The sequence below is a fragment of the Pseudoduganella sp. HUAS MS19 genome, assembly GCF_053615455.1.
Map to the genome: position 1 here is coordinate 77,124 of NZ_CM132133.1, position 23,069 is coordinate 100,192.

17 protein-coding genes are annotated in these 23,069 nt (G+C 65.4%); 2 read left to right on the plus strand and 15 right to left on the minus strand.

Features of this window, described 5'->3' with window-relative positions:
• Positions 1–33 precede the first annotated feature (33 nt).
• From ACWBU6_RS00350 to ACWBU6_RS00365, 4 genes are read right to left on the minus strand one after another with little or no spacing between them, the layout of a single operon-like run.
• Positions 34–1,257 carry a hybrid sensor histidine kinase/response regulator gene (locus ACWBU6_RS00350; RefSeq protein WP_452646914.1) on the minus strand — a complete coding sequence of 408 codons (1,224 nt, stop codon included), beginning with the start codon at positions 1,255–1,257 and terminating at the stop codon, positions 34–36.
• Complete coding sequence (locus ACWBU6_RS00355; protein ID WP_452646915.1) at positions 1,257–1,862, minus strand: chemotaxis protein CheB; 606 nt, start codon at positions 1,860–1,862, stop codon at positions 1,257–1,259. The genes ACWBU6_RS00350 and ACWBU6_RS00355 overlap by 1 nt, the downstream gene beginning before the upstream one ends.
• Positions 1,862–2,692 carry a CheR family methyltransferase gene (locus tag ACWBU6_RS00360; protein WP_452646916.1) on the minus strand — a complete coding sequence of 277 codons (831 nt, stop codon included), beginning with the start codon at positions 2,690–2,692 and terminating at the stop codon, positions 1,862–1,864. Before ACWBU6_RS00360 ends, ACWBU6_RS00355 begins: the two co-directional genes overlap by 1 nt.
• Positions 2,692–6,234: a response regulator gene (locus tag ACWBU6_RS00365; protein ID WP_452646917.1), complete on the minus strand. Its 3,543-nt coding sequence runs from the start codon at positions 6,232–6,234 to the stop codon at positions 2,692–2,694. The genes ACWBU6_RS00360 and ACWBU6_RS00365 overlap by 1 nt, the downstream gene beginning before the upstream one ends.
• A 114-nt stretch (positions 6,235–6,348) precedes the next feature.
• Between ACWBU6_RS00365 and ACWBU6_RS00370 the strand changes: the two genes are divergently transcribed.
• A complete protein-coding gene (locus ACWBU6_RS00370) occupies positions 6,349–6,795 on the plus strand; it encodes a hypothetical protein (protein ID WP_452646918.1) in 447 nt (148 codons plus the stop codon).
• Positions 6,796–6,797: 2 nt separating this feature from the next.
• Here the strand turns inward: ACWBU6_RS00370 and ACWBU6_RS00375 are convergent, their stop codons facing one another.
• Positions 6,798–7,799 (minus strand): aldo/keto reductase, encoded by a 1,002-nt coding sequence (locus tag ACWBU6_RS00375; protein ID WP_452646919.1) that lies wholly within the window; start codon positions 7,797–7,799, stop codon positions 6,798–6,800.
• A gap of 101 nt (positions 7,800–7,900) precedes the next feature.
• Here ACWBU6_RS00375 and ACWBU6_RS00380 point away from each other — a divergent pair, with 101 nt between their 5' ends.
• Positions 7,901–8,794 carry a LysR family transcriptional regulator gene (locus ACWBU6_RS00380; RefSeq protein WP_452646920.1) on the plus strand — a complete coding sequence of 298 codons (894 nt, stop codon included), beginning with the start codon at positions 7,901–7,903 and terminating at the stop codon, positions 8,792–8,794.
• A gap of 82 nt (positions 8,795–8,876) precedes the next feature.
• Here the strand turns inward: ACWBU6_RS00380 and ACWBU6_RS00385 are convergent, their stop codons facing one another.
• The 10 genes from ACWBU6_RS00385 to ACWBU6_RS00430 form a co-directional block, all read right to left on the minus strand.
• On the minus strand, positions 8,877–10,238 hold the full coding sequence (locus ACWBU6_RS00385) for a thioredoxin family protein (RefSeq protein ID WP_452646921.1): 1,362 nt from the start codon (positions 10,236–10,238) through the stop codon (positions 8,877–8,879).
• A 3-nt stretch (positions 10,239–10,241) separates the two neighbouring features.
• Positions 10,242–10,808 carry a GTP cyclohydrolase I FolE gene (gene folE, locus ACWBU6_RS00390; protein ID WP_130316411.1) on the minus strand — a complete coding sequence of 189 codons (567 nt, stop codon included), beginning with the start codon at positions 10,806–10,808 and terminating at the stop codon, positions 10,242–10,244.
• 49 nt (positions 10,809–10,857) lie between these two features.
• On the minus strand, positions 10,858–11,670 hold the full coding sequence (gene nudC, locus ACWBU6_RS00395) for an NAD(+) diphosphatase (RefSeq protein WP_452646922.1): 813 nt from the start codon (positions 11,668–11,670) through the stop codon (positions 10,858–10,860).
• A gap of 45 nt (positions 11,671–11,715) precedes the next feature.
• Entirely contained in the window at positions 11,716–12,477 is a 762-nt protein-coding gene (locus ACWBU6_RS00400) for a hypothetical protein (protein ID WP_452646923.1), read from the minus strand.
• A 67-nt stretch (positions 12,478–12,544) separates the two neighbouring features.
• Positions 12,545–13,615 (minus strand): hypothetical protein, encoded by a 1,071-nt coding sequence (locus ACWBU6_RS00405; protein ID WP_452646924.1) that lies wholly within the window; start codon positions 13,613–13,615, stop codon positions 12,545–12,547.
• Positions 13,612–16,425, minus strand: a complete 2,814-nt coding sequence (locus tag ACWBU6_RS00410) for a DUF4132 domain-containing protein (RefSeq protein WP_452646925.1) — start codon at positions 16,423–16,425, stop codon at positions 13,612–13,614. Before ACWBU6_RS00410 ends, ACWBU6_RS00405 begins: the two co-directional genes overlap by 4 nt.
• A 16-nt stretch (positions 16,426–16,441) precedes the next feature.
• On the minus strand, positions 16,442–18,493 hold the full coding sequence (locus ACWBU6_RS00415) for an SWIM zinc finger family protein (RefSeq protein WP_452646926.1): 2,052 nt from the start codon (positions 18,491–18,493) through the stop codon (positions 16,442–16,444).
• Positions 18,490–19,614, minus strand: coding sequence for a vWA domain-containing protein (locus ACWBU6_RS00420; protein ID WP_452646927.1), 1,125 nt, complete (start codon positions 19,612–19,614; stop codon positions 18,490–18,492). Before ACWBU6_RS00420 ends, ACWBU6_RS00415 begins: the two co-directional genes overlap by 4 nt.
• On the minus strand, positions 19,611–21,962 hold the full coding sequence (locus tag ACWBU6_RS00425; protein WP_452646928.1) for a DUF5682 family protein: 2,352 nt from the start codon (positions 21,960–21,962) through the stop codon (positions 19,611–19,613). Before ACWBU6_RS00425 ends, ACWBU6_RS00420 begins: the two co-directional genes overlap by 4 nt.
• Positions 21,959–23,068 (minus strand): ATP-binding protein, encoded by a 1,110-nt coding sequence (locus ACWBU6_RS00430; protein WP_452646929.1) that lies wholly within the window; start codon positions 23,066–23,068, stop codon positions 21,959–21,961. Before ACWBU6_RS00430 ends, ACWBU6_RS00425 begins: the two co-directional genes overlap by 4 nt.
• Position 23,069 lies beyond the last annotated feature (1 nt).

A 23,069-nucleotide genomic window follows, 5' to 3' on the forward strand; every position in this document is an offset into this window, starting at 1 on the left:
CTTGCGGGCAAAGGCAAAATGTCCACCTTGGGGTCAGGAACAGATGTGGACATTTTCGATACAAATGTCCACATTCGTTCCTGACCCCAAGGTGGACATTTCGTCGGCGCGGGGCAAGGTGAAGATGAAGGTGGCGCCTTCATTGGGCTTGCTGCGGGCAGTCAGGCTGCCACCATGCGCCTCTGCCAGCTGGCGCGAGATGTAGAGGCCCAGGCCAAGGCCGGCGGGAACGTTGTCCATCTTGCCGCGTTCGAAGGGCTCGAAGATCTTCGGCAGCACTTCTTCGGGAATGCCGACGCCCTGGTCGATCACTTCGATGCGCGCATTCTGGCTGTCGGCGTGCAGGCGTACGTCGACCGGCTTGCCGCCGCCATAGCGCAGCGCATTGTTGATCAGGTTGACGATCACCTGCTCCACGCGGAATTCGTCCCAGCACCCTGCCACGGGCTGCAAGATCGACAGGCGCAGTTCGCTGCGCATGTCGGCGGCGTGGTGCGACAGGTCGCCGACGATGCGCTGCAGGAGCGCTTCCAGGTCGACGCGCGCGGGGCGGATCGAGAGCTTGCCGGCGCGGATGCGCGATACATCGAGCATGTCGTCGATCAGGCGCACCATGGCGTGGATCTGGCGCATGTCGCGCGCCACCATGCGTTCCAGCTGCTCCGGCGCGAAGTGGGCCATGTTGCCGCGCTCGAGCTGCAGCTTGCGCATCTGCGCTTCCAGGTAAAGGGTGTTGAGCGGCGTGCGCAATTCGTGCGCCACCATCGACATGAACTGGTCGCGCATTTCCAGCGCGCGTTCCAGCTCCTGCTGCACTGCGTTCAGCTCGCGTACCGTGGCTTCGCGCTGCTCCACGATCTGCCGCACTTCCTGCTTCTGGCGGAACAGGTCAACGAAGACGTTGACCTTGCTCTTTACCGCGTCCGAATCGAGCGGTTTGTAGAGGAAATCCACCGCGCCCGCCTCATAGCCCTTAAAGGCGTAGTTCAGCTCCTTGCCGGCGGCGCTGACGAAGACGATCGGGATGTGGCGGGTCTTGCCGGTGCCGCGCATCAGCTCCGCCAGTTCGAAGCCGTCCATGCCGGGCATCTGCACGTCCACGATGGCCAGCGCGAATTCGTGTTCCAGCAGCAGGGCGAGCGCTTCTTCGCCGGTGCGGGCCTGGTAGATCACGCGGTCGTCGGCGCGCACCAGGGCGTTCAGGGCGCGCAGGTTTTCCGGCAGGTCGTCTACCAGCAGGACATTGGTCGGTTCCATCAGTGCATCTCCAGCATCAGCAATAGCTGCTTGATTTGTTCCAGCGGCAGCACCAGGTCCGGCGGGCGGACGCGGATCGCCTCCAGCGGCATGACGCCGACATTGGCTTCTTCCGGGTCCTGCACCACCGTCAGGCCATCCGCCCTGCCGATGGCGGCCATGCCTTCCGCGCCGTCTTCATTGGCGCCCGTGAGCAGGATGCCCACCAGGCGGGTTCCGTAAACATCCGCCGCCGTTTCCATCGTAATGTCGATGGCGGGGCGTGCAAAGTGCAGTGGTGCGTCGCAACTGAGCGAAAAACTGCGGTCGTTTTCAAGCAGCAGGTGGTAACCGGCTGGCGCAAAGTACAGGGTACCCGCAATGATGTCTTCCTTGTCGCCCGCTTCGCGCACCGGCAGCTGCACCCTTTGCTGGAACACGTCCACCAGCTGGTTATGCCTACCACTTCTTACATGCAGAACGACGACTATCGGTAAGCGATAACCGCGAGGCAGTGCCGGCAGGATCTGCATCAATGCATTCACACCGCCGGCCGACGCGCCGATGACGACCGCCTCCGTGGTGCGGCCTTCTACAGCCATTTCCAGCGAAGGGACGGTTTGCATTATCTTTTCCTGAACAGGCGATCGCGCTTGGCGAGTACTTCGAACCTTGGGCCGTAGGAGGAGAAGTCGATGCTCTCCTTGGTCCCCAGGCCAAGGAAGCCGCGGTGGCACAGCGACTCGTGGAACAGACCGAGCGCCCTTTCCTGCAGCTTCTTGTTGAAGTAGATCATCACGTTGCGACAGCTGATGAATTGGGTTTCGGCGAACACCGAATCGGTGGCAAGGCTGTGGTCGGCGAATGTCACGTTCTCGCACAGCGAACGGTCGAACAGCGCCGCGTTGTAGGCGGCCGTGTAGTAGTCGGAAAAAGCGCGCTTGCCGCCGGCAGCCTGGTAGTTGGCGGTGTACGTGCGCATATTCTCCAGCGGGAATACGCCTTTCTTGGCTTTTTCCAGCGATTGCGGGTTGATGTCGGTGGCGTAGATGATGCTGCGTTCCAGCAGCCCTTCTTCTTTCAGCAGGATGGCGAGCGAATACACTTCTTCGCCGGTGCTGCAGCCGGCTACCCAGATTTTCAGCGAGGGATAGGTGCCCAGCACCGGCATCACGTGCTCGCGCAAGGCGATGTAATAAGTCGGGTCGCGGAACATTTCCGTGACGGGGATGGTGAGATACTGCAGCAGCTGGCTGAAGGCGCCCGGTTCGTGCAGCACGCGCGATTGCAATTGCGAGATGGTAGCGCAGCCCATTTCGCTCATGGCGTGCAGCACGCGGCGCTTCTGCGAGGCGCCAGTGTAGTCGCGGAAGTCGTAGCTGTAGCGCAGGAAGATCGCTTCCATCAACATGCGCAGCTCGATTTCCACGCTGCTGATCGGGGCGCCGTCGTTCATCACACCGTGTCCATGGCTGGCATCCACACCCGCAGCAGGGAGTACAGGCGGGACAGGTCGATTGGCTTGGCCAGGTAGTCGTTGGCGCCGGCGGCCAGGCATTGCTCCTGGTCGTCCTTCATGGCCTTGGCGGTGATGGCGATTACCGGCAGGCGAGCGAAGCGCGGGTCGGCGCGCAGGCGGCGCGTGGCTTCCAGGCCGTCCATGCCGGGCATCATGATGTCCATCAGCACCAGGTCGATGTCGGGTACCGCATCGAGCTTGTCGAGGGCTTCCCGGCCATTGCGGGCAATTTCCACCAATGCTCCCTTTTGCTCAATGGCGCTGGTGAGGGCGAAGATGTTGCGCACGTCGTCGTCCACCAGCAGGATGCGGCGGCCTTCGAATACGCGGTCGCGGCTGCGCACTGCCCTCAGCATGGTCTGCCGTTCGCTGGAGAGCTGGGACTCGACCTTGTGCAGGAACAGGGTCACTTCGTCCAGCAGGCGCTCCGGCGAGCGGGCGCCCTTGATGATGATGGAGCGCGAGTATTTCGACAGCTCGGCTTCTTCGGCGCGCGTCATGCTACGTCCAGTATAGACAATCACGGGCGGGAAGCTGGCGATCTCCTGCTGCGACATTTGCTGCAGCAGTTCGCTGCCCTGCATGTCGGGCAGCTTCAGGTCCATGATCATGCAGTCGAAGATAGTGGAACGCAGCTGTTCCAGGGCCTCCGCCCCACTGGCAACCGCGGTGATGGCGATGTCTTCGTCTTCGATCAGCCTGACCATGCTTTCGCGCTGGCGCGTGTCGTCTTCCACCAGCAGGATATGCTTGATCTTTTGCGTGAAGCGGCGTTCCAAGCGCTCGAACACGGCCAGCAACTGGTTGCGCTCGGCGGGCTTGCGCACGAAGCCGATGGCGCCGAGGTGCAGGGCCGCTTCGCCGCTGTCGGCGGCGCTGATCACGTGCACGGGAATGTGGCGGGTTTGCGGATTGTCCTTCAGTACCTGCAGCACCGACAGGCCGGAACGGTCCGGCAGGCGGATGTCGAGCATCACGGCTTGCGGCTGGTGTTCTTCAGCCAGTTGCAGGCCTTCTTCGGCAGTGAAGGCGACCAGGGCGCGGTAGTTCGCTTCGTGCGCCAGGTCGTACAGGATGCGGGCGAAGTCGGGGTCGTCCTCAACGATCAGGACCTTGCGCTCCGGCGGCGGGGCGGCGGCGCGGTCGTCGACGAAGGGGCGCAGCGTGGCGCCGGCATCGCCGGCTCCGGTGGGCGCAGCCGACCGGCCTGCCGCTGCCGGCAAGCCGGGCATGGCCTGGGCGGCGCCTGGCTGCGCGCCGGGGCAAGCGTCGGCTTGTGCTTGCGGCGCGGCGGCGGCCGGCGCGATGGACGGCGCCTCGTCCTGCGGTGCTGCGGCGGCCCACTGGGTTGGCAGCAGCAGTGTGAAGGTGCTGCCCTGCCCTTCCACGCTGGACACTTCGACTTCGCCGCCCAGCAGGCGCGCCAGGTCGCGCGAGATCGACAATCCCAAGCCGGTGCCGCCAAAGCGCCTGCTTGGCGTGCCATCGCCCTGCTGGAAGGCGTCGAAGATCGCGCCCTGCTGCTCCGCCCGGACGCCAACGCCGGTATCGATCACCGCAAAGCGCAGCATTCCCGCTTCTCCTGGCGACACGCGCAGGATCACCTTGCCGCGATCGGTAAACTTGACTGCGTTGGACAGCAGGTTCTTGAGGATCTGCTCCAGGCGCTGCCGGTCGGTATAGACCTTCGCCGGCAAGCCGGGCAGGAGATCGATCACGAATTCGAGCTGCTTGTGCTGTGCCAGCGGCGCGAAGGCGGCTTGCAGGTTGTCGATCACGGACTGCAGGACCACATCTTCCGGCGCCAGTTCCAGCTTACCCGCCTCCACCTTGGAGATGTCGAGGATATCGTTGATCAGCGCCAGAAGATCATTGCCCGCGTTGTAGATAGTCTGTGCAAACCGCACCTGCTCCTCATTGAGGTTGCCTTGCGCGTTATCGGCAAGCAGCTTGGCCAGGATCAGGGAACTGTTCAAGGGCGTGCGCAGTTCGTGCGACATATTTGCCAGGAATTGCGACTTGTACTCGCTGGCGCGCTCCAGGTCGCGCGCCCGCGCTTCGACATCGGCCCGCGCCGCGGCCAGGGCCGCGTTGCGCTGGTCCAGCAGTTCCGCCTGGGTCGCCAGCTTTTCGTTGCTCTGCTCCAGCTCCAGCTTCTGCGTTTCCAGGCTGGCCTGCGAGCGCTCCAGCACGCGCGACTGCTCTTCCAGTTCTTCATTGGCAGTGCGCAGTTCCTCCTGCTGCACCTGCAGTTCTTCGTTCAGCGACTGCGTTTCCGCCAGCACCTCAGCCAGGCGCTGGCGCGCCACCGTCGCCTCGATCGCCATGCCGACATTGCCCGCCACCAGCTCGAGGAAATCCAGCTCGCGCCGCCCCACATCGCGCAGGAAGCCCAGTTCCACCACGCCATTGACGCGGCCATCGCTATGCACCGGCAGCAGCACAAGCTGTTGCGGCACGCCATCGCCCAGCGACGACGACACCTTGATATAGCCGGCCGGCAGTTGCGCCAGGTGCATTGCGCGCCTTGTGCGCGCGGCCTGGCCGACCAGGCCCTCGCCGGGCATCAACTGCTGCCCCCTTGCTTCATCTTCATGGTCGAAGCCGTAGGCTGCCGTGCGGTCCAGCGAGCCATCCTGCTTCACCACGTAGAACGAAGCCACCGCCACATCCAGGTGGCGCGCCATGAACTCCAGCAACGTCGACGACAGCAGCGGCAGCGCCATCTGTCCGATGCCCTGCTCGGCGAGCTGGCTCTGGCCCTCGCGCAGCCAGGCCTGGTGCTGCAGCTGGTAGGCGTGCGTGTGCTGCTCCTGCAACGCATCGCGGTAGACGTCCGACAACCGCAGCAGGTCGCGCCGCCCAAGCCACGCCAGCAGGCTGCTCACAGCCAGGCTGACTGCAAGGAAGATCGCCACCGTCCAGAAGCCCACCACGCGCACCGCCTCGCCGCGATTGGCGCGCTGCCGCTCCTCATGCGCGATGAAGGCGCGGAACTGTTCGCGCAGGTCTTCCAGCGCCACCTTGGCGACGCCTGCACGCATCAGGCCGAGGTAGTCGCCCTGCTGGCGGCGGGCTGCGATCATCTGTTCCGCAGCCTGGCGCCATGCCTGATGCTGGGTGTTGATCTGGCGCAGGCGTTCGACCTGGGTAGTGTCGCCCTCCACCAGTTCGCGCAGCGAGGCCGTGGCGGCGTCGAAGCGCGGGCGCGCGGCGATGTAGGGGGTGAGGTAGGCTTCTTCGCCCGTCAGCAGGAAGCCGCGCATGCCGCTTTCCATGTCGACCGCCAGCTTGCGCAGTTCCTGCGCATTGCCGATCGCCCGTTCCGTGGATTCGACATCGCTCCAGGTACTCATCAGGTAGGCAAACAGCACCACGAAAATACCGGCAGCAACAATGCCGCCAAGCAGCGGTATTTTGACGTTGCGGTTCAGGATACGGCGAAAGCCCTGGTCATCGATGGTCGAACTTCTTGGCATGGAAATTGTCGGACTGTCATCGGGAATATCCCAGTGTACCCTTACGGCGGAGCTTGCGCGGCAATCGTGCGCGGGGGCTATAATTGCTTTCAAACCAATCACGCCCTATCGCCCATGCGCAAGATCCTGACTGTCGTGCCGCTGTTCCTGTTGGCTGGCTGCGTTAATGATTCCGCAAGCTTCTATGCGGACGGCACGCGCGAACACACGCTGACCGTGCGGCGGCAGCAGGAGTTCTTCTGGAAGGAAGATGCGCAGTACACACTGATGGCTGCGCGCCTGCCGGAATGCCAGCGTGCGATTCCCCTGGGCGAGATGCCGCTGGAAGACCTGGAGTTTGAACTGTTCGCCAGCGGCGATAACGTCTGGAGCCTGCGCGCCGGGAAGTACGTCTGGCAGGTGGAGACACAGGGCTGCACCCTGGTCTCCGAAGGCGGCAGCACCACCGCCACCGGCACAAAGCTGGGGACCTATGTGGCAGAGGGCAAAAAGACCAGAATGCGTTTCGATGCGGAGGCGGCGCCAGCGCCAGCACCCGCCGCCCCACCGCCCGGCCAATAGGCTTACGCCGCCTTTTCGCTGTCGAGATGGGATAGCTGGTAGTCGTTGTAGCGGCCACCGGCGGCGGCGCCTTGCGGCACGATCAGTTCCAGCGCTTCCAGGTCGGATTGCGGCAGCACCGCATCGAGCGCGCCCAGCGCTTCCTGCAGTCGGGTGCGCGTGCGGGCGCCGACCAGGGGCACGATGTCGGTGCCCTGCGCCATCACCCATGCGATCGCCAGCTGCGCCACGCTGATGCCCCGGGCCTGCGCCACGGCGCGCATGCGCTCCACCAGCTCCAGGTTGTGCTTCAGGTTCTCGCCTTGGAAGCGCGGGCTGTAGAGGCCACGGAAATCCTGCTCTCCTTCCCGCTGCGCATTCCAATGGCCGCTGATCAGGCCGCGCGACAGCACACCATACGCGGTAATGCCTACGCCCAGCTCGCGCGCCGTTTGCAGCAAACCGTTTTCGATACCGCGCGAGATCATCGAATACTCGATCTGCACGTCGGCAATCGGGTGTACGGCATGGGCACGGCGCAAGGTGTCGGCATTCACCTCAGACAGGCCGATGTGGCGCACATGGCCCTTGCGCACCTGTTCCGCGATGGCGCCGACGGTGTCCTCTATCGGTGTGGCGGGGTCGAGACGGGAGGGGCGGTAGATGTCGATATAGTCGGTGCCGAGGCGGCGCAGCGAATAGGCCAGGAAGTTGGCCACGGCCTGCGGGCGCGAATCGTAGCCGGTAAAGCCGCCGTCCGGATCGCGCAGGGCGCCGAACTTCACGCTGAGCTGCACCTCCTCGCGGCGGCGGCCCTGCAGCGCCTCGCCCAGCAGCATTTCATTGTGGCCCATGCCGTAGAAGTCGCCGGTGTCGAGCAGGCTGACGCCGGCGTCCAGCGCGGCGTGGATGGTGGCCACGCTTTCGGCGCGGTCGGCCGGGCCGTACAGGTCGGACATGCCCATCAGGCCCAGGCCGAGCTGGGAGGTATGCGGGCCGGTGCTGCCAAGTTCGCGGGTTTCCATTGTGGTCTCCAAGGTGGGGTTTCGATGGAAGCCATTGTGCTATTATCGAATCCAACAATAAATGCGGCGTTTGCTACATCTTTATTTAGCGATAGATAACAATGGACCAGCTAAAGGCCATGCAGGTCTTCCTGGCGGTGGCTGACAGCAAGAGCTTCACCCAGGCCGCCGAACAGCTCGACCTGCCCCGCCCCAGCGTCACCAATGCCGTGCAGGCCATCGAGCAGCAGCTCGGCGTGCGGCTGCTCCAGCGCACCACGCGCAAGGTGAGCCTGACGGTTGAAGGGCAGCTTTACGTGGAGCGTTGCCGTGCACTGCTCAATGAGCTGGAAGACATCAATGCCCTGTTCCTGTCCGATGGGCGCAAGCCGTCCGGCACGATCCGGGTCGACCTGCCGGAACGCATCGCGCGCCTGAGCGTGATTCCCGCACTGCCGGATTTCTTCGCGCGCTACCCGGAGATCAGGCTTCGCGTCGGGGCCAATGACCGCATGGTGGACCTGGTGGGGGAAGGGATTGATTGCGCGGTGCGGGCGGGGGTGCTGCGGGATTCGACTTTGGTGGCCAGGCCGCTGGGGGCGATGATGCAGCTGAATGTGGCGTCGCCTTCCTACCTTGCCGCGCATGGAACGCCCCGTACCCTGGAGGATTTGCGCGAGCATTGGGCGGTCAATTACTTCTCCAGCCAGACGGGACGCGATTTGCCGTGGGAGTATGTGGTGGATGGGGAGGTGAGGACGCTGCCGGTGCGCAGCCGCGTGTCGGTGGGGAGCTCGGAGGCTTACCTGGGGGCCTGCCTGGCGGGCATCGGCTTGGTGCAGATTCCGCTGCCGGGGATTGAAGCCTTGCTGGAACGGGGGGAGCTGGTGGAAGTGCTGCCTGGTTGGCGGCCGGCGCCGATGCCCGTGTCGATTATCTATTCGCACAACCGGCATTTGTCGCCGCGGGTGCGGGTCTTCGTGGATTGGCTGGCGGAGGTGCTGCGGCTGGGCTGAGGAAAGCGGTAGACCGGTGTCCGACCCTCAGGGTCAGACACCTGGCGTGCTGCGGCCACCGGGGTTTGCCCCTTTCAGCGGTTTAGATGCCGGCGCGAAGGACGTCACCCAACGGCAACCCCGCCGGCAACTTCGGCAACAACTTCTGCGCCTGCGCCAGGTTGCGCTGCCTGAACCCATCCGGCGCATTGGCAAAATCCTGCGCCAGCGCCGCGGCGGCAGCTTCGATCCGCGTGCCATCGCCCGGCGTGGTGTCGATCAGCGCCGACAGGTACGTCGCGCCCCACTGGATCCGCGTCGCCGGCCCCACAGCCGAACGCCACGCCTTCTCGTACCAATCCAGCATGCCCGGCAGGTCCGCCCGGCGCTTGGCCGCTGACGCGAGGCTCAGCTTGAAATAGTACGGCGCATGCGACTCCGTCAGCACCGACTGCAGCAAGGCTTCCGCCTCCGCATGCAGCCCGGCGTCATTCAACGCGCTCACCGCCGTATTGACCAACGTATGGCGGCCATACTTGTCGTCCACCAGCGCCAGCGCCTGCTCCACGCGCGTACGCACAAGCTGCGGCAAGCCTTCCGCCGCATAACCCATGCGCGACATGCGCACCTGCAAGCGCACCGCAGTCAAACGGTCCGGCGCCGACAGCCACATATCCTCAGCCCACACTTGCGCAGCCGCCGCCATGGCAGCGGCCAGTTCGGCATGCCGCGCCGGCGCAGCGCGCACCAGCTGGTGGCCGCTATTGCCGAAAATGTCCATATTGGCGCGCGCCACGCGCGCATCGCCCAGCACCTTCAACAGGAACTCCGGCGACGCAGCATCCGCCACGCGGCCAGCCTGCGCCACCATCGCGTGCAGGCGCAGGCGGATTGCAGCGTCTTCGACCTGGCGCGCTGCAGCCGGCGCTTCACCGGTCACCGCAGCAGCGGCCAGTTGCGACAGGGTGGTCAAGGTCACGCCCAGGTCGCGGCCGTGCAGCAGCACGCCTTCGTCGGTATCCCACGAGTAGTTCGACAACAGGGTCCATTCGGACGGCGACAGGGGGCGCGTGCCATCCAGCGCGGCAGTCATCGATTCGCCCGCGGTATGGCCGGCAAAACGGGCCGCCATCAGGGCCTCGCCAAACAGTTCGCCATCGAGCTCGCACGGCAGGCGCGTGATCTCGCTGCCGTCCGGGCGGTACAACACCATGGTTGGATAGCTGCGCAGCTTCAGGCGCTCCGCCATCGCCTGGGCATTCGGGCTGTCGCCATCGAGCTGCATCGCGACCATGCTTTGCAGCCTGGCCGGAAAGTCTTCGCGGCCGAAGATTTCATACTTGACCCGGTTGCACGGCGGGCACCATACGGCGCCCCAGTACAGGAACAGCGGCCGGCCGGCAGCGCGGCCTGCTTCCAGTGCGGCGTCGAAACCGCCTTCGAACCATTCGATAGCGTTAGCCATGGATCAGGACTCGCGTGCCAGTGCCAGGAATTCGGTGCGCATTGCCAGGTTAGGCTGCAGTTCGCCCAGCATGGCGGAAGTCACGGTTTCTTCGCCGGCGGTGCGGATGCCGCGCGATTCCATGCAAAGGTGGCGGCACTTGACCACCACGCCCACGGCCTTCGGTTCCAGCACGGTCATCAGCGCTTCGGCGATCTGCATGGTCATGCGCTCCTGCACCTGCAGGCGCTTGGAGAACACGTCCACCAGGCGGGTCAGCTTGGACAAACCGACAATCTTGCCATTTGGGACATAGCCTACGGTAGCCTTGCCGAAGAACGGCGCCAGGTGGTGCTCGCAATGGCTGTACACCGGGATGTTCTTCACCACGATCAGTTCGTTGTACTGCTCGGCGCCATCCTCGAAAGCCTTCAGCACTTCCGCCGGATCCTGGCCGTAGCCCGACACCCAGTGCTTCCACGCCTTGTGCACGCGGTGCGGGGTTTCGATCAGGCCTGGGCGGTCCGGGTCTTCGCCCAGGTGCTCCAGCAGGCGGCGCCAGTCGGCTTCGGTGAATACTTCTTTAGTCATGATTGCAAGAACCGTGGAATGTGGAATCTAATCCACCAGTATACAGCGTTCAGGGTCGGTTCGCTGCCAGCAGCTCACTGGCGATGGAAACCGTATGCGTCAATGCCGGCCACTCGTCATCGGGGCCGAACCAGCGCGCATCGCTGATCTCATTGGGGTCGGTGACGATCTCGCCGTCCAGGTATTCGGCGGTGAAGGCGATCATCAGCGAATGCGGGAAAGGCCAGGACTGGCTGCCGAAATACTTCAGGTTGTGCACGCGCAGGCCGACTTCTTCAAACACTTCGCGGTGCACCGCCTCTTCCACCGATTCGCCGGCCTCGAGGAAGCCCGCCAGCGCCGTGTAGCGCTTGTACGGCGAGTTGGCATGCGCCGCCAGCAGCCGCTGGCTGCCTTTCCTGATCAGCACCATCATGGCCGGCGAAATGCGCGGATAGGCGAGGTGGCCGCAGGAGGTGCAGCGCATGGCGCGCTCGCCTGGCGCCAGCAGCATCGGCGAGCCGCACGCGCCGCAGAAGCGGTGGGTGCGCGCCCATTCGGCGATCTGGAAAGCGCGTCCTGCGACGCCGAGCAGGCCATCGTCGACGGCGCCGAACAATGCGCGCAAGCCGACGTAGGCATGGCCTTCCAGCGGCGGCGTGTCATGCGGCGCCTGCGCCACTTGCCAGAAGCGCCCTTCCCAGGTACCGAGCGGCATGGCGCCGGCCAGTTCCAGCCCGGCGGCAAGCAGTTCCGCATGCGGCGGCAGGGCCAGGCTTTCCTCCCGCAGCAGCAGCCGGTCCTTGTGAAAGACCAGGGTCTGGATATGTGCAGCGGGGGCGGATTGGATCAGGGGCAGGAAACCGGCAGGGGTCTGTAGCATGGCGTTCAATATAGTCCTGGCAACAGGCCGATCATACTTGAACTTCTATCGGGGCGAGCGGATGGCTTCGATTACCTGCGCCGCCTTCAGTTTCTTGCCGATCTTGTGGCCGGCCTGCTTGAATTCACGCAAGGCACGGTCGATCTCGGCCTCGCTCGGTTTCAGCGGCGCCAGCGATTTCGCCAGCAGCGGGAGGATCTCCTTGCGCATAAAACGCGGCCCCGAGGCGATGAGCTGCCAGATCAGCAAGCCAAAGCCGGCCACCATGCCGGCCAGGAAGCCCGGCGGGCCGTATTCCGGCGATATGGCGGCGCCGATGGCGGGAACCATGAAGCATAAGCCGATGCCGCCGGCAATTGCCAGCGCAACACCGCCATCCATGCGCGTCGTTGCGAAGTGGTGTTCCACTTTGGGCGACAGCAGGTTGATCGGTGAGAAAACCAGCCCCATTCTTTCTTCCGCCGACAGCAGGTGCGGCGCGGTCTTGACGCGCACTTCAAGCGCCAGGCGCGCTTCCAGGTCCGCATCCAGGCCGGGGTAGGTTTCCCGCTTCAGGCTTTCCAGGGATGCCGAGCTTTTCGAGATGCCGTTGTAGGCCTTCACGTCGGCGTCGCTGAACGCGCCGCAACCGGTGCAGGTGCGCTGGTGCCCGACCAGTTTGCCTTCACCAAAGCTGATGTAATAAACATGGCCGACCGAACCGATACGGGTCATGCGGAAGGCGCGTGGCACCCGGCATACACCGCAGAAGTCGGCCACATATCCCAGTGGACGGCGCGTAATCTTGCGACCCCAGACAATGAACATGATATTTTCTTGTAGGAAATAAATATCAAATCATGAACGGTCGTGTATTTTATGTCAATTAGGACTATTACTTGTGTCGCATATACAGCACCCAGGGCAAGCCAACCAGGACGGCCAGCCACGGGAAGCGGGCAATGATGTTGGCGCAGGCGACAACCAGCAGGCTGAGTGCCGCGATCGCGATGGCGAGGCCGATGCGTTCCGTCCATTTGCCGCCGATGCGAGGCTGCGCCTCGGTGGCCGGGACCAGGACGGCTGGCGCAAGCTGGGCGGGGACCGGGGCCGGTACCGGCTGCAGCGGCGGCGGTGGACTGGCCAGGCGTTCTGCCGAATGCCGCGTGGCCGTGCCTGCGCCGATATTTGCGGCACGTAGCAGGACTTCCCCGACCCAGCCCTCGAGCCGCCTGCCCCAATGCTCGACAGCCGCCGCACCCGCTTCGTCCAGGTGCTGGTAGTAGCTGCTGTCGTTCTTGGGGTGGCTGTCGTTGTCGAATTTTCCCTGCTCCCGGTCCAGCGTCGCCAGCACCCGGTGCGCCAGCGAGTCGGCGCCCGTAGCGACGAACAGCGGCATCGTCGACCATGCTGCGCCCTCCCTGACGTCAACGCAATAGGGTTCGGGGGGCACGGAAGCCGAAGGCACCGGCCTGTCCAGGTCTGCGGCAATCGCGGCGGCCAGCTGCCTCCAGTCCGTGTGCGGCACATCGGGCTGGCCCGGCCGCTCGCCAAGGTAGAGATAGCAATCGATGTCGCCGGCATAATTGGCCGCGTTGGGGATATGCTGGCCGCCGGCATTCCACGCGGCCCGCTCTTCGCCGATAGCCCAGAGCTGGTAGCGGCCAGGGTAGTGGACCGCCACCACCTGGCTGCCGTTCCCCAGGGCCTGCGGCGCCTCCACGGCAAGGGCCGCAGCCGGGTGCAGCGACAGGCCCGTAGCCCCGCCTTGCGCCAGGATGGCCAGCCACTGGGTGAAATCATCCGCCAGCAAGGCATTTCCCGCGCGGTCCCTGAACTGCAGCCGCGCGCCGAGGAAAATCCCGTGCCGGTACCAGTCCTCGAGCGCATTCTCCTTGCGCAGGAACCTGCTGCCATAGCTGACCAGGGCGACCTGGCGCTGCATCGACTCCCGTTCGCGCCTCATCTGGTCCAGTTCATTTGATACAGGTCGCGCTGGATCTCGCTCGCCAGCAGGGGCGACAGGGAACGCCACTGCGCCCCGGCCAGGCCGCAGCGCCTGATCGTATGGATCGCCGCCGGGTCGGCGCGTTCACCTACAAACCATTCGCCTTCCAGGGAGAGGAAGACCGTCTGGCCGCCATCGAGCGTCTTGACGAAGGAATCGATGTTGCCGCCGTCCCCCACTTCGCGCTCCCAGCCGCGGTTTTCCAGGCCCAGCAAAGCGCCGGTGCTGACTTTGCGGTCCTGCCATTCGGGCAGGGTGCTGCCGTCGAGCGTCGGTTCGTCGAGGCGGTAGGTAGCGCGGCCCAGTTGTTCGAAGGGCTGCAGGATTTCATAATCCGCAAACAGCTGTGCAAACGCCAGCGCATCGGCATCGGCCAGTTCGAGGCGGTGCGGGATGCCTATCTTCGCATCCGGCGCCAGTTGCAAGCCACTGTCCTCAACGTCGGCGTAGCACAGGTCTTCAGCGACGCGAAACGGGGCGGCAAGCTTGCCGTTCGCGTCGTAGCTGCCCCAAGCCAGGCGCAGCACCAGGTGACGCAGCAGCGGATGGCGCACCAGCAGGGATTCGAATTCCTCCACCGTCCAGCGGCGCTGGCTGCACATCGCGTCCTCCAGGCGGCAGACCTGGGCACTGGCCACGTTCCTGGCCTGCTTCCTGAGGTCCTTGTAGCGCTGGGACGACGCCTTGGCGATCGCTTCGTCGTCCTTGCTGTTCGGCTTGGGCAGGTCCTTGATCCGCTTGCCGTCGCTGCCGCACACATAGGGCAGCAAATGCTCGTCGAAACGCACGGTGAAGGCGCGCGGCCCGAAGTCGAGCAGCAGGCGGCCATCCCCGTCCAGGCCCAGGTCGGGTACCGTGCGGTCGGCCAGTTGCTCCATGCTGAGGCCACGCTGCTCCGCGAGGTCCTCCATCATTTCTTCCGCACGCTCCCGCAGATCGTTGTAGCGTGTCTGCTCGCTCAGCTGGTGCAGGTACATCAAGGCTACGTCGGAGCCGATCTGCACCAGCATTTCCATCGCATCGTAGGCACGCACGCGGATCTGCGCGGCGCGCCACTGCTTCAATGCGACATTCAGCTGGCGCGCGGTTTCGTCGTTTCCGATCACGCCCTGCATCCAGAAGATCCAGCGCTCCTTGGGCGGTGTATCGCTGTCGCGCCACCATTCGAATAAGGCCTGGCCGAATTTGGCCAGCGATTCCGGCGTCAATGCGTCCCGCAGTGCGAGCAAGCCGCTGAACGGGGCGTCCTGCTTGCACAGCGCCATCATGGTCAGCACGTGCGGCAAGGTGTCGAGCGGCAGCGCCTTGCCGTTCGATTTCAGGTACATGCGTGGAAGCCCGGCGATGTGCAGGCTCTTTGGCGGCGCCGGGAGCTTGTCAGGCAACCACTCGCGCTGCGGTTCGGACAGCATGGCCTGCAGCGCTTCCGCGGCGGCGCTTCCGTAGCGTGCGGCCTGCCCTGCCACAGCCGCCTCGTGGCCGTTACCGGCCAAATGTCGCAGGGCGTTCTGGGCGATGAATCGTTGGGCGGGATCTGCGCCGAATGCTGCAGGGAGCAGTCCCCGCGCCGCAGCGGCCGGATAGGCGAGCAGCCAGTCGCCCGCCTCCTCCTTGAGCCAACGGTTGGCGTAGAAGCCGCTTGCGATGGACATCGCGAGTGCGTCGCATTCGATGCATGCGGCCAGCGCCATCGAATACCGCGATGCCGTCGGGTAGACCCGCAGGAAGGCGGGCAAGCCCGCCGTGCCCAGCCAGGCAAACAAGGCCGCCAGCTTGTAGGCGTGGCGCAGGCTCGCGCCCGGCATCCGGCAGAAGACCTCGCCGGCCAGTTTTCTTGGCAGAACGCGCAGGAAACTTGCGGTGTACCATCCAGAAACAGGCGGCGTCCCGAAGTCATCCTCGCTGACGGTGCCGGCCGCGATAACGCGTCCGATCGCCGCCGGTTCAATACCGACAGCCCACAGCACTTTCCGCGACAAGTCCCAGCTTGCGCCTTCCGGCGGCAAAGCGGTATGCAGGTATTTGAGCTCGTACTGCTCCGGCTCCCTCATTTCCAGGCTTTCGCTGCCGTTCCATTTCGTCCAATCCAGCATGGGCACATCGTGGATCGGCTCCAGCGCCAGCACGGGAACGCGTGAGGGCTCGCGGTGCGCCCAGGGGAGCTCGCGCAGCACCAGCGGGAGCTCCGCCGGTGTGGCTTCTTCCGCGGCATCGGCAACTTCCAGCAAGCGTTCCAGCGTGTTCGCCTGCGCTTCGCTGGCATGCGACCGTAACAGCGGCAGGCAGGCAGGGTCCTGGCCCAGGATCTCCTGGATCAGCAGAGCCGCCGGCTGCTTTTTCGAAGGATTCGCATCGAGCAGCTTGCGCAGCACGACAATCGGCCATTTCTTTGCCTGCTTCAGGACCAGCGGGCGGAACTCGGCGCTGCGGTGCCGCTCGACCACCGCGTCGACCGCTTGCTCGCTGTGGATGTTCAGCAGCGCCGTCTGCACCGCGGGCGGACTGTAATGCTTCGATTCGATCCAGTGCACGAAGAGCGGCAAGGCCTCAGCGCCATGCACGTCGAGCAAGTGGAAGGCTGACGGCACCCAGTTGTCCCTGCCCAGCAGGGCCTTGTGCCGCGCATGATGGTCTTCGAATCCGGCACCGGCCGGGAACAGGCCCGGCTCGTCGACGAAGAGATCAAGCCATTCCTGCATGCCCTTGGTCCACTGGACTTTGCCGTCAGGCGCCGCCAGCAGGGGGTCCGCTTTCGTTTGTCGTGCCATCAAATAACTCCTGGTTTCAAGCCGAACGTGAGACTTCGGCAAGTAAAAGGTATAGCGTTGCCAGTTTTCCCGGCAATGGCTGCTTGTCGGGCGCCTGCATCAGGGCCACTGACTCACGCAGCAATCTGGCTGCGGCGGGGAGCCCGTTGCCCTCCAGGATCGCGGCAAGTTCCGCCGCCTCTTGCAGGGCTCCGGCCGCCTGGTGACGCAGGCCTTGCCGCATCCAGCGGCTGATCAGCGCATTCACCTTGTTGGCCAGTTCCACCAGCGCCGGCGGCTGGTGCAGCAGCGCAGCAGGAGCAAGGTCGCGCGCTGCCGCCGATTCAACATCCGGCACCACGGCGCGCTGTTCGGTCAGGATGGCAAATGGTTCGATGACCGCCAGCCCGGCTTCCAGCATGACTGTTCCCGAAACTGCAAGCGGCGCGCCGAACTCCCCGGACAAGGCGCCTGCCAGTGCATCGATGGCATGCGGTGCGGCCGGGTTGTGGTGTTTCCGCAGGAGCAAACGCTGCCCCGGCTCATCCTCGGCAATGCGCTGGCCGATCTCGATCCAGGCCGAGAGTGTCTGGCGCGCAGCATTCCACTCGCAGTCGCCAACCTGCGCCACCGGCACGATGTGCATGTGCTCAATCGCCTGCAGCGGCCGGGCGAAGTCCGGCACGGCATTCAGCAGGTAGTCGCGCAAGCCTTCCGCTGAAGATTGGCGAAGCGGCGCTGCCAAGTCATCCCATGCCTTGGGCGACAAAGGCAGGACATTGGTCTGGCGCGCACCCGCCGCAATCTCCAACGCACCATTGGCACGGCGTCGCGCGCCGCTGGTGACGACTTGGCTGGCAGCCAGCCTTTCCACCGCCTGGCCAGCAGTCCTGCGCGACCTGACGGCGATGCCCGGTTCCCCGGCCTTCGGCTTGGGCCAGCTGCGCTCGACCACCGTCACCGCAAGGGTATCGGGGTCGGCGAATACCAGCAGCGCGCCTTCCATTTCGTCGTCGGCCCAGAGCTGTGCACCGAGCGACACCAGGCGCAAATGATCCAGCGCCACTTCGCCCTTGACCCCGATGCCGAGCAACTGGTTCACCGGCACTGCCGGCAACTGCCCCGCGGCAGCCTGGCCATCCGCCAGCACCGCGGCGGCCAGGCGCGCATGCAGGGCCGCCAGCGCCGACAGCAGCATCTTCGGATCGAAGCGGCTCGAGCGCGCGTGCTGTGCCAGCATCAGGTCCTTGATGCCGTGCACGGCCTCGCCAATCCAGCACCACCCCAATTGCGCGGCCAATGCCAGGAGTTCTTCGAAGCGCGCCTCCAGTGCCAGCACCGGCTGGCTGGAACCGTCAAGCCAGACCTGCAGCGCCAGGGCATGCGTCCGTTCCAGCAGGGTTGCGGCGGCCGGCGTACCGAGCTGGCGCACAGGCGCAGCCTCACCCCCGGACTGTGCACTGGCCAGGGTCACGCTGGCTTCGGCAAATCCCGGCGACTTCAGCTCCGCCTGCGCAAAAGCCCACACCGCCAGGATGATGTGGGCGCACCCACTGCCTTCCTTGCAATCGCAGCGGGCGTGCGTCAGGCTGCTGCGCGAAAAGAAGCGCACATTGCACATCGGCAGGCCGGCACTCGGAACGGGCGCCGCTTCCTGCCATGCAATGAGCTTGACCACCGGCTGCGCCACCGCCAGCTTCATGGCTTGCGCCAGCGTCGAGGCAGGAATAGTTTCGGCCATCGTGGCTGCGAAATGCGATGGCGACCATGAACCGGCATTGTCAACAGGTCCGCTCTCCTGCTGGCCCTGGGCCTGCGCCTGGTACGCCAGTACCAGCGTCACGCGGTGGCGGCACAAGCCGCTGGCCGGGCAGGTGCAGCTGGCGTCGCGCAGCGTGCTGTTGGGGCCGAGCACCGTGCTATGGCCGTCGGCATAGGCGGCGCGGATCGAGCCGTCCTCCAGCTCCTCGAGCGCCGGCAGCTTGCCTTCGGCGACATCCTTCTGCGCGCGCTTGACGAAGCCCGCGTTGGCCAGGGCGGTCAGCGCCTCGGGCGTCAGCTCCAGCAGGTCGGTCCGGCGAGCGTTCATCCGCGCACCTTCTCGGCCAGCCAGGCTGCCAGTTGTCCGGGCGTCATCGCGCCGACGTGCGCACCTTCGCGCACCAGGCGGGCCGCCATATCGCGGTCGTAGCAGGGATCGGCGTGCGAGTCCAGTGCTGCCAGCCCTAGCACCGTCACGCCGGATTGCACCAGCGCCTTGATGCGGCGTACCAGTTCGTTCTCGGGACCGCCTTCGAAGAAGTCGCTGACCAGCACCACCACCGTGCGCTGCGGATTCTCGACCAGCGACTGCGCATAGCCCACCGCCCTCGCAATATCAGTGCCTCCGCCCAGTTGCACCTTCATCAGCAGCTCAACCGGGTCGGACACGTCCGAGCTCAGGTCGACCACCTCGGTATCGAAGGCCACCAGGCGCGTGCGCATGCCCGGCAGGTTCCACAGGCAGGACGCCATCACTGCGGAATGGATTACCGAGTCGACCATCGATCCGCTCTGGTCGATCAGCAGGCAGATATCCCAGCGTTCGGTGTGGCGCCGCACGCGGCTCATGAAGATCGGCGTCTCCATGAACAGTTTGTTGCGCTGCGGGTCCCACCGGTGCAGGTTGCCTTGCACCGTGCGCTTGAAATCGAAATTGCGCGCCACCTTCAGCATGGAGCGGCGGCGCCGGTCGCGCGCGCCGGAAAACGCCTGCCGCACCTCAGTTGCCAACTTCTCCATGATCTGCCGCACCACCTCTGCCACCAGCCTGCGCGCCGCCGCCAGCACCTCGGGATTCATCAGGTGTTTGGTGTGCAGTACCGCGCGCAGCAGCGATTCCGACGGCTCGATGCGCTCCAGCACCTCCAGGTTGGTGACCACTTCATCGATGCCGTACAGTTCAACCGCGTCGCTCTCCAGGCGTTCGATCACTTCTTTCGGGAACAGCTCATGGATTGTGTTGATCCAGTCCGGCGTGGAAAGCTGCGACGGGCCCAGCCCTGCGCGGCGTTCACCGCGCGCGGCGATGTCGTCATCGCGCCCGTAAAGCCAGTCCAGGGCCATGTCCGCCGAGCGGGCCTCGCCGGACAAGCCACCCAGTGCAGGTGCCGCCGCTTCGCCGAGCAGCAGGCGCCAACGGGTCAGTGAATTGGGAATCTTCAAACTCATGTTGCCAATCCCCAGGAGGCAAGTTTGCTCAGCGCGGCCTGTTCCATAAGCGCCGCCTTGGCCAGTGCTTCCGCGTCGGCGCCAGGGAAGTGCGCGGTCAGCGCCCGCCGCGGCAGATGCCCGGCATGATGCTGGGCGAGCACGGCGTCGGCCAGCATGCCGCGTTCCTGTGGCGGCAGCCAGCCAAAAGCATTGCGCATGGCCGGCAAGGCGAGTACGAAATCGATGTCGTCCATCGACGTTACCATGGCGTCGAGTCCGGCAACGAAATGCGGCTCCTGTACCAGTTCATCGCGCGCCAAGGCCAGCATGCCAGCCAGCGCATCCCCCGCCTGGCCGGGCGGAATTTCCCCAAGCAAGGCCAAGGCCTGTGCGATCGCTTCGCCGCCGACGGCGGAGCGCCCGGCATGCAGGCTGGCCACTCCTCCCAGCGCCGCGCCGCGGCTGACCGGAGCGCAGCGCGGGTCCGCAAGCTTGCGCTTCCATACAGCCAGTGCACGTTCAGGTTCCACCTGCAAAGGCAGCGCGGCATCCCCGGCCAGCGCATCGCGTGCCACCTGGCGCAAGGCGAGGTAGCCCTGGATATGCGCACTGAGTTCGGCCGGCGGCACGGGGCCCATGACTTCCAGCAGCCACAAGGCGCGGTCGTAGGCGGCCGCTATGACGGTGCACAGGATGGGTGCGCCCGCCATGCCGAGCGGCTGCCCATGGCGCAACAGGGAATGCAGCACCGGCAGCGCAGTGCCGAAGGCTTCAAAGCGGGGCTCGCCGCCGACCGCAACTTCGAGTTCTGCCAGGATGCTGCCGCTCATGCTGGCCAGGCCGGCAAAGGCAGCCTTGTTCAGGGCTTCGGCCAGTTGCGTGAAACGGCTTTCGCCATTGGCGCGTCCCGCAGCGCGAAGGCGTTCTTCCAGCTTCATGCGCGCCGCGTCTTCCAGCGTGGCGCCATAGGCAGCAGCTTCGATCAGCGCCGCGCGCTGCTCCAGCGGCGCCCGCAGCGACCATTCTTCGCGCCGCTCGCCGGACAGCGCCAGGCCGGGGCCGGAGCGCCGGTCGATACCAGGAATGTCCAGCAGCAGCAAGCGGTGCAGCACCCGGCTCTTGGCGCGGTCAGCAGAGGCGAACAGGTCGAGCTCCAGGTCGCATGGAAGCTTGATGCCCCGCGCTTCGAGTTCCGTCTCGACCGCCAGCACCAGCGGCGGCTGCGGCGTGCCGGGAGCCAGCTTGCCTGCAACATCGCCCGCCAGCACGTCCATGACTTCGACCAGGACCGGGTCGGTGCCGAAGCGCAGCGGCCCGCGATAGGTCCACGGCAGGGGCGCCTCCAGCGCATCCTTGACCAGCGAGCCAGCCAGCGCATCGAGCCAGTCGCAGCGTGCCGGCACCGCGTGGCCGCGCAGGCGTGCCAGGGCGTCGGCCCGGGCGTGCACGGCAATCAGGTCGGCGGTCGATGCCGCCAGCTTCCTGTTGCGCAGGCGCTGTATCACGCGCTGCAACAATGCGGTGCCGGCGCCCTGCATGCCCTCCTCCCATGCCAGCTGGTAGAAGTAAGGGGAAGGCATTCCCGATGCGTAGCCGGTGAAGGAATCGAGCCGCTTGAAGGTATAGGGAACCAGGTAGGAGCCGTAACGCATCGCCCCGGCAGCGTCGTCCGGCGGCAGCGGCAGCTCGGGCGGCTGAGCGCCGTCCTCGATGCGCCATGCGCGTTGCAGTGCCGGCGCATGGTAGCCGCCGCACACGACCAGCACTGGTCCTTCGCCGCGCGCCATCGCCCAGGCGATCCAGCGCGCCATCATGCGTTCGCGGGCCTGGTTGCCGATGGAACCGGCGTCACCGGCCCGCAGGTGCTCGAAATGGGTGGACAGGCTTTGCTCCAGCAGCTCCAGGGAATCCTGTTGCTCGAACAGCGTGTCCCACAGCGCATCCCGGCTATCGACCGCCATCCTGCTGCGCAGCGCGTCCTCATAGGCTGCGGCGCGTTCAGCCTCCTCTTCATCGCCCACGTCGGCATAGCGATTGAGCACGTCGGCAAACGCGTCGTCCCAGGCCGGCAGGTCGATGAAGCGCACCTGCGCGCCGCTTTCACGTCCGGCGGCCAGCGCCTGCCATTCCGGCGAATGCTCGGCAAACGGCGACCAGGACGCGCGGTGCCCGGCCTCCGAGGACAGGAAACTGTAGATCGCCAGCGGCAGCTTGTGCGGCAGGTACAACTGCTCCAGCTTGTCGTTGAAGTCGGCCGGGCCTTCGATCAGCACGTAGGCCGGCCGCACGCAGCGGATCTTGTGCGCCACCAGCCGCGCGCAAGCGGGGCTGTGATGGCGCACGCCGATGATGACTGGCTCCGTCACGGCAAACGATGCCTTGCCTCGAAATAGGCCTGCCAGTGGACGCCGCTCTTCCGCGCCACCTTCTGCTCGAAGTAGCGGCGCAGCTTGGCGCGGTCGTCGGCATTGTCCTTGACTACGGTGCCGGCAATGCAGTCGACCAGGTCGGCCGGGCTGCCGTCGCGCTGCTCAAGGAACCAGGCGCGCACGCCGACAGCATGGGCGACGTTGACTGCTTCGGCGGTCGACATGACAGCCGTCAGCCGGTCCATGGCGGCATCGCCGGCATGCGCGTGCGCAGCGCCGCGCAGGTCGCGGAAGGTGGTCACCAGCAGTTCCAGCACCGGTGCCGGCAAGCTGCGCGGGATGGCGCTCTTCTCCAGCAGGCGGGCGGAAGCCTCTTTCACCAGCGCCAGCTCATGCTCGAAGTCGAGGATCGGGAATACCGTCTCAAAATCGAAACGGCGCTTGAGCGCCGCGCTCATTTCATTCACGCCGCGATCGCGCGTGTTGGCGGTGGCGATGATATTGAAGCCGTCGCGCGCATATAGCATGCCGTCCTCGCCCGCCAGTTCCGGCACGCTCATGACACGGTCCGACAGCATGCCAAGCAGGCAGTCCTGCACTTCCAGCGGGGCGCGCGTGATTTCTTCGAAGCGCACGACTTGGCCGTCGCGCATGCCCTGGTACAGCGGAGCCGGCACCAGTGCGCGCGGGCTCGGTCCCTCGTTGATCAGCAGGGCGTAGTTCCAGGAATACTTGATCTGGTCCTCGGTGATCGACGCGCCGCCCTGGATGGTCAAGGTCGATTTGCCGCAGATGGCGGTGGCCAGCAGCTCGGACAGCAGCGACTTCGCCGTGCCCGGCTCCCCCACCAGCATCAGGCCGCGGCCGGTGGCCAACGTGACCAGCATGCGCTCGATCGATGCGGCAGGCGCCACGATCTTGCGTTCCACATTCAGCTCGGCGTCGCCCAGGATGAATTTGCGCGCGGCGGTCAGGCTCAGCGCCCAGCCGGGCGGGCGCGGGCCAGTCTCGTTCTCGCGCAGGCGTTGCAGTTCCTGCGCGTGGAGGATTTCGGCTGGCGGGCGCTGCAATGCCGGCGCCGCGGCGTTCTTGTTCTTCGTCATG

Coding starts and splice junctions, on each gene's coding strand:
- nudC (WP_452646922.1), bottom strand. CDS start 11,670: ATGCTACAGACCCCTGCCGGTTTCCTGCCCCTGATCCAATCCGCCCCC.
- ACWBU6_RS00350 (WP_452646914.1), bottom strand. CDS start 1,257: ATGGAACCGACCAATGTCCTGCTGGTAGACGACCTGCCGGAAAACCTG.
- ACWBU6_RS00400 (WP_452646923.1), bottom strand. CDS start 12,477: ATGTTCATTGTCTGGGGTCGCAAGATTACGCGCCGTCCACTGGGATAT.
- ACWBU6_RS00375 (WP_452646919.1), bottom strand. CDS start 7,799: ATGGAAACCCGCGAACTTGGCAGCACCGGCCCGCATACCTCCCAGCTC.
- ACWBU6_RS00355 (WP_452646915.1), bottom strand. CDS start 1,862: ATGCAAACCGTCCCTTCGCTGGAAATGGCTGTAGAAGGCCGCACCACG.
- ACWBU6_RS00370 (WP_452646918.1), top strand. CDS start 6,349: ATGCGCAAGATCCTGACTGTCGTGCCGCTGTTCCTGTTGGCTGGCTGC.
- ACWBU6_RS00360 (WP_452646916.1), bottom strand. CDS start 2,692: ATGAACGACGGCGCCCCGATCAGCAGCGTGGAAATCGAGCTGCGCATG.
- ACWBU6_RS00420 (WP_452646927.1), bottom strand. CDS start 19,614: ATGAGTTTGAAGATTCCCAATTCACTGACCCGTTGGCGCCTGCTGCTC.
- ACWBU6_RS00380 (WP_452646920.1), top strand. CDS start 7,901: ATGGACCAGCTAAAGGCCATGCAGGTCTTCCTGGCGGTGGCTGACAGC.
- ACWBU6_RS00365 (WP_452646917.1), bottom strand. CDS start 6,234: ATGCCAAGAAGTTCGACCATCGATGACCAGGGCTTTCGCCGTATCCTG.
- ACWBU6_RS00415 (WP_452646926.1), bottom strand. CDS start 18,493: ATGAACGCTCGCCGGACCGACCTGCTGGAGCTGACGCCCGAGGCGCTG.
- ACWBU6_RS00410 (WP_452646925.1), bottom strand. CDS start 16,425: ATGGCACGACAAACGAAAGCGGACCCCCTGCTGGCGGCGCCTGACGGC.
- ACWBU6_RS00430 (WP_452646929.1), bottom strand. CDS start 23,068: ATGACGAAGAACAAGAACGCCGCGGCGCCGGCATTGCAGCGCCCGCCA.
- ACWBU6_RS00385 (WP_452646921.1), bottom strand. CDS start 10,238: ATGGCTAACGCTATCGAATGGTTCGAAGGCGGTTTCGACGCCGCACTG.
- folE (WP_130316411.1), bottom strand. CDS start 10,808: ATGACTAAAGAAGTATTCACCGAAGCCGACTGGCGCCGCCTGCTGGAG.
- ACWBU6_RS00405 (WP_452646924.1), bottom strand. CDS start 13,615: ATGAGGCGCGAACGGGAGTCGATGCAGCGCCAGGTCGCCCTGGTCAGC.